Source organism: Paucilactobacillus suebicus DSM 5007 = KCTC 3549, assembly GCF_001434475.1.
In the GTDB taxonomy this organism is placed as follows: Bacteria; Bacillota; Bacilli; order Lactobacillales; family Lactobacillaceae; genus Paucilactobacillus; species Paucilactobacillus suebicus.
This window is the reverse complement of the sequence record NZ_AZGF01000058.1, coordinates 1-4,074: the sequence shown is the minus strand read 5'-3', so window position 1 is coordinate 4,074 and position 4,074 is coordinate 1. Positions and strand designations below refer to the sequence as shown.

General features: G+C 39.1%; 2 protein-coding genes. One reads left to right on the top strand and one right to left on the bottom strand.

The genetic code is table 11. From position 1 onward, the window contains the following. Positions 1–209 precede the first annotated feature (209 nt). Positions 210–1,157 (bottom strand): alpha/beta hydrolase, encoded by a 948-nt coding sequence (locus tag FD16_RS12320; protein WP_010623025.1) that lies wholly within the window; start codon positions 1,155–1,157, stop codon positions 210–212. A 544-nt stretch (positions 1,158–1,701) separates the two neighbouring features. Here FD16_RS12320 and FD16_RS12315 point away from each other — a divergent pair. After that, a partial coding sequence (locus FD16_RS12315) for a bacterial Ig-like domain-containing protein (RefSeq protein WP_056938573.1) occupies positions 1,702–4,074 on the top strand: 2,373 nt, incomplete at its 3' end.

Genomic DNA, 4,074 nt, shown 5'->3' with positions numbered 1-4,074 from the left:
GATGCGCTGGTTCGAACCCAGCTAGCCCAATAATTATATAAAATATAGAAAGAACATTATGCGTAGCCTAGTGGGTGAGATAGTGTTCTTTTTGTTTACCATCAGCGATTCGTTTTTAATCACAGGTATTGATAATCACTACTAGCCACTCAAAAGGCTCCCAACCAATTCGGTTGGGAGCCTTTTGAGTCGAATTTATCTTAGTTTCCTTAATCTTTAATATTATCTTTCAAGAATTCCAAGATGTACTTGTGCAGGTCAGTTAAAGCTGTTTCTTCAATTGGATAGTGTGAACCATTACGTAATTTTCTTTTAGTGACACTAACATGGGTAATTCGATCTAAGAAGGGATCACTCAAACGCTGCGGTGTCCATTTATCAGCGTCTGGTTGTGTTAACAAAATTGGGCAAACGGTGAAGTGCTCGGGCTCAATGTCTGGAGAATAAGTCATATAATCATTCATAAACCGCATTGAGACCTTGTTGCCACCGGAAGTTTTGTCATCAAGCATGACTTTTAAGCAATCAGGATCATTGACTAATGCTGACATCTTTGAAGGGATGCTCATTTTCATTTTGTATCCAGATAAACCAGTATTAGTTGCTAACTTAGTCATCGGAATGCCAAATGTACCCCAGAACCAGTTATTAGTGGTCGTCATTTGCACGTCTTTGCTACGTTGATCCAAGAAAGTCATCCCAATGATCCCCTTAACTTTACCGTTGCGTGCGGCTACATGATAAGTTTCCATTCCACCAGCTGAAAGACCATAAAGAAAAATTGGACGATCATCCTTGGCAAGTTCAGCGTCAATGATGTCAGAACCACACTGAACCCAATCATCGTAACTGATAATTTTGTGTGGTGCTACATCGGTCACACCATATGTTGGCATATCTACGGAAATGGTTTCGAAACCATCTTTTGCTAGTGGGCCACCGATGATCATTGAAATTTGACGGCCGTTAGTACCGACACCGTGGAACATAATAATTTTAGCTTTGGCATCTGGATTGCGGAATGTATCTAAGTGAACATTGTTACCACGCCAGTTCCAATGTTCTTCCTCAGGATGATAAGTATTTGTGTAGTGATATTCCTCTGGTAAAAAGCTTTCGACATCTTTCCATGCTTGTTGATTTTCGTATGTTGACATAATAACAACCTCCATTTAATTGATTGACATAATCATATCAGCTAGCTTTTCAATGGTAATTGACCTATGTTAATAATTTTGTGATTTATCTCAAACATTTGATTGTTTTGATAGACCAGTCAGCATGGATGATAATACAAAATTTTAATTTTTTAAACGACTTTGTGTTGAAAATAATGACATTAATTTATAGTTAATCTTTTTATGTATATATGTATAGAATTGATAAATTAATATATAAAATACCATTTAACATGTGATCACATTATTTGCTTTTTAGCGTTGATGTTTACTTTTAATCAATGCTTAAGTAAAATGGCCATAAGGAGCTATAATTAGCTATATGAGTGCATTTAAAGCCATTTTGTCTGTCCTGAAATAAGTGATTACGTAATAGAATATTTCAGCATATTCGATTAGGAAAAATTTAATTGTTTATTGGCTAGTTTGGGGATGAAAAACTTTTAAGTTTAAGGTTATGAATAATATTAATTGGCTAAACTCAGTAGTTTATATAAATGTTTAATTGGAGGATGATTCAAATATGCAAAACAATAATTCTAAGTACACGGGTGAAGAAAAAACTCACTTTAAATTGTATAAAAGCGGAAAGTCATGGTTAATTGGAGGAATTTCCAGTTTAATGCTGTTTACGGGAGTCGTAGCTGCTAACCAAGTGACTGCTCATGCTGACGCTTCAACAGGAACTTCAGATGCTAGTCTCACAAAAGAGGGTTCATCGGCGGCGGATACAAATAGTGTTACTTTAAGCGCTGCGAGTGCAACAGCAACTACTGCAGATACTACAAACAGTGCGGCAACGTCTGCCTCAAATGATAGTGATACGGCTTCCTCAGCTGCCAGTTCATCATCAGTTTCTAATGCTACTAACCAGAACAGCTCTTCAACTTCAGCATCCGGTGCCACGAGTGCTAGTGAAGCAACGAGTGCTTCTTCTGCTCAAACTTCTAATGCCACCTCGGCAGGTAGTTCTTCAAGTGATACAAATAGCACATCTACTGATGGTTTAACTTCTACAAGTGCTAATACTTTAGTGGCTGCTAGCAGCGCCGCAACTAGTTCGGTATCGTCAGCGTTAGTTGCACCAAAGGCGTTTTCAGCAATGGTAGCTGCTGATGACACAACAGTCACCGCAAAAGAAATTAGTTCTGTTCCTAATCTCTCCAATTTTTTCGTTGGTATTGCAGGAACTAATCCATATGCTACAAGTGGCTATATTTTGTACAATTCTACTACAACATTAAAAGTCTATCCTTATTCTGGTTTTGCAGTTAACGAGGATATGTACGGTTTTTACATTGTGTTACCAACGTCTATAACGGCTGATCTAACGACACTTCAAACCAATGCAAATACTTTTTTAACCACACTTCAGGCTGATGGATTCGAAATATCATCACTAGATGTTTACCAGCTAAATAATACTAGTGATGGTCGTGAAGTATTCTACTTTAGACCAAATGATGGTGCAACAAGGACTGAGTCTAATTCAGCAACTCCAGAATTGGATATTACAGTTGAAACTGCTTCGAGTACTGACACAACACCTTCATCTGTACAAGTTAATGCCAATACATTGGATGAATTAGCAGATTATTCAGTGTTGTATGCTGGTATTGGTGACAATACTATTAGCTCTGTAGGCTCAAACTATGTGTCAATTGATTCCAGTACCCTTGGAAGTAATATTCCTGATGCGAATATAGCTGCGATTTACTATCCAGGAATTGGTAAAACTTTGACTTACACTCACGTTAATGTTGTGGATACCTACAATGTTGTTGACACTGTGACTGGTGACATAATTAAAACTATTACAACTCAAGGCCAAGACGGTGACACGTACAGCCGTGCCGATCTTGTTGCAACTTTAGCATTACTAGGGTTAGATCCAACAAAGTATTTCGAGGATTCGCTTAGCATTAACTCAGGAACATTAACGGATACTGAAACGTATACACCAGATACTACAACGATTACAGATCCTACTGCTTTAGTCGATGGATCCACATACACAGTCTATGTGACAAGTATTCAAACCGCAATTAATGTTAAAGACAGCACTCTAATTGCCGGACCAGACACGACATGGGAAGCTGCAGATAACTTTGTATCCGCCAAGGATGAGAACGGTAATGCTTTATCAATTAGTGGTGTCACTGTTACCGGGACTGTTAATACGAATGTCCCTGGTACTTACCAGGTAACTTATTCCTATACCGATTCTGAAGGGAATGTTACTAGTGAAGTTGCTACAATCACTGTCGTCGCATCACAGGCTTCGGTAACTGCTAAAGATACTACTTTAGTTGCCGGCCCAAGCACATCATGGACAGCAGCGGATAATTTTGTTTCAGCAACTGATGAAAATGGTGATCCAGTTGATCTCAGTGATGTGACTGTTACCGGAACGGTTGATACAACAGTCCCTGGTACTTATCAAGTAACTTACTCATATACTGATGTTCAGGGTAACGTCGAAACAGATACAGCAAACGTTACAGTTGTTGCTTCAGAAGCAGCTGTTAAGACAACCAACACTACTGTCATAGCCGGGCCTGATACACCAGCATGGACAGCGGCGGATAACTTCACATCGGCAACTGATGAAAATGGTAATCCTCTTACCTTAAGTGATGTGACTGTCACAGGAACTGCTGATACAACGACACCAGGAACATATGATGTCACATATAGCTATACCGATGATGCCGGCAACTTAGTTTCAAGCACTGCTACAATCACGGTTGTCGCCTCAAAAGCAGCAGTTAATACCAAAAATACAACCTTAGTTGCTGGCCCAAGCACATCTTGGTCTTCAGCAGATAACTTTGTATCGGCTACAGATGCTCTTGGTAATGCAGTTGGCTTAAGTGATGTGACTGTTACAGGTACA